2 protein-coding genes are annotated in these 2052 nt (G+C 45.0%); both read left to right on the top strand.

What is annotated here, in order from left to right; translation table 11 throughout:
- Positions 1-250 precede the first annotated feature (250 nt).
- A complete protein-coding gene (locus tag B7X71_RS15785) occupies positions 251-1480 on the top strand; it encodes an MFS transporter (protein ID WP_293601433.1) in 1230 nt (409 codons plus the stop codon).
- Between the two features lie 37 nt (positions 1481-1517).
- Positions 1518-2052: dienelactone hydrolase family protein (locus tag B7X71_RS15780; protein WP_293601432.1), on the top strand; the 535-nt coding region annotated here is incomplete at its 3' end.

The raw sequence follows: 2052 nt of genomic DNA, 5'->3' as shown, positions 1-2052 counted from the left end.
CAAATCGCATGTAGATGTGATTAATAGCGCTGCCATGAAAAACCAAAATAACAATTAAACCGACTATTCCCCAAAGTGCGTCCCTTAGAAGAGGAAGTATGGGGAAATTAATGAGGGCTTCAAGCATAGATATCTAGATCAGGGGTGAGCATTAGCCAAAATTATTTAAGACAAGCTTGCTAAGACTAGGCAGCATTTTTATCGGTAAGCCTTGATAATGGCACATCCTCAATATCATGTAAAGAAACCCTTGACCGAGCATCACATGCCAGGCGGAAAGAGAAACGAACGTTTTTTCTTATTCTCCTTAGCCGGAATTCAGTTCACCCATATTCTGGACTTCATGATCATGATGCCTTTGGGGCCTGAATTTATTCGTGAGCTCAATATCAATACCCATGAGTTTGGTTTATTGCTTTCCTCTTATACATTTGCCGCTGCCATTGCAGGAGTCTTTGCTACTTACTTTGTAGATCGATTTGAGCGGAGAGTACTGCTACTGAGTTTGTATGCCTGTTTTATTATTGCGACCCTAGTTTGTGGTCTGGCCCCCGATTACCATTCACTCTTTATTGCGCGAGCCTTCGCAGGAGCATTTGGAGGCATCCTAGGCTCATTGGTGCAAACGATCGTTGCTGATTCCATTCCATTTGAGCGCAGGGGGAAAGCATTGGGCACTGTAATGTCAGCATTCTCAATATCGACAGTAGCTGGTGTTCCGCTCAGTTTATTTTTGGCTAACAACATTCCATCTTTGGGTTGGCGTGCGCCGTTTATCTTCATTGCTTTGATATCGAGCCTTATTTTGTATGTCGGCTATCGCAATATTCCTAAGATCACCGGACATCTTGGGCTGACTCACGAGGGAAGTCGCCTTAGTCAAATCTGTAATATCTTCTTTGCTCATCAGCACTTGCGAGCATTTGTTTTTATGGCGCTTATTATGTTGACCGGATTTTCCGTCATCCCCTATATCGCTCTCTACTTGACTGCCAATGTTGGTATTGATAACTCTTACATTTCCTTAATTTATCTTTGCGGTGGGATTGCAACACTCATGAGTTCTCGCGTAATTGGCCATATGGCCGACCATTACGGAAAGGTCAAGGTCTTTAGAGTGCTCGCTGTGATTAGCTTAATTCCATTGGTCGTCACAACCAATCTCATGCCGGTACCACTTTGGGTGGTATTGATTAACTCCACCGCCTTTTTTGTCCTGGTTTCTGGGCGCATGATTCCGGCGATGGCTATAGTGAGTCAAGTAGTAGAGGCCAAAGTCCGAGGTACGTTTATGAGTTTGGTGGGCTCGGTACAAATGCTTGCATCCGGGCTAGCCTCAGTTCTTGCGGGTATGGTCGTGACTATTAGTGCTGATGGGAAGATGGAGCATTACAACCTGGTTGGTTACGGGGCAGCTCTGTGCGGCTTGCTTACCTTTTGCTTAGTGGGATATATTCATACCGATAAACAGTCGAAGTAAGCCTAATTCATTTTTAAAAGAAAGATTGGAGATAGTCATGATTACATTTCAAAGACCTGATGGCGCTTCAGTGGAGGCATATGTAGTTGAGCCTGCCAATCCAAAAAATGCTCCTGGTGTAGTAGTGATTCAGGAGTGGTGGGGTTTAGATGATGAAATTAAGAATGTCGCTAATCGTTTGGCGAAAGCAGGTTATCACGCCTTGGTTCCGGACCTCTATCGTGGCAAGTTGGCTTTAGAGGCGAATGAGGCAGAGCACCTCATGAATGATTTGAATTTTGGCGATGCCGCCAGTCAAGATATCCGTGGTGCCGTTCAATATCTCAAAGCAACTGGCAGTGCCAAAGTGGCTGTTACGGGTTTTTGTATGGGCGGAGCCCTCACTGTATTGTCTGCCGGCCTCGTTCCAGAATGTGATGGAACTGTAGTTTGGTATGGTTATCCGCCACTAGAGTATGTTGACGCGTCGGCTATTAAAAAACCAATGTTGGCGCACTGGGCTCTTCACGATGAATTTTTTTCGATTGCTGGCGTCGATCAACTGGAAGCAAAGCTAAAAGCTGCTGGAGTTA

Source organism: Polynucleobacter sp. 39-46-10 (assembly GCF_002282275.1).
Note: the sequence above shows the minus strand (reverse complement) of the source record. Positions and strands in the feature narration are given on the sequence as shown.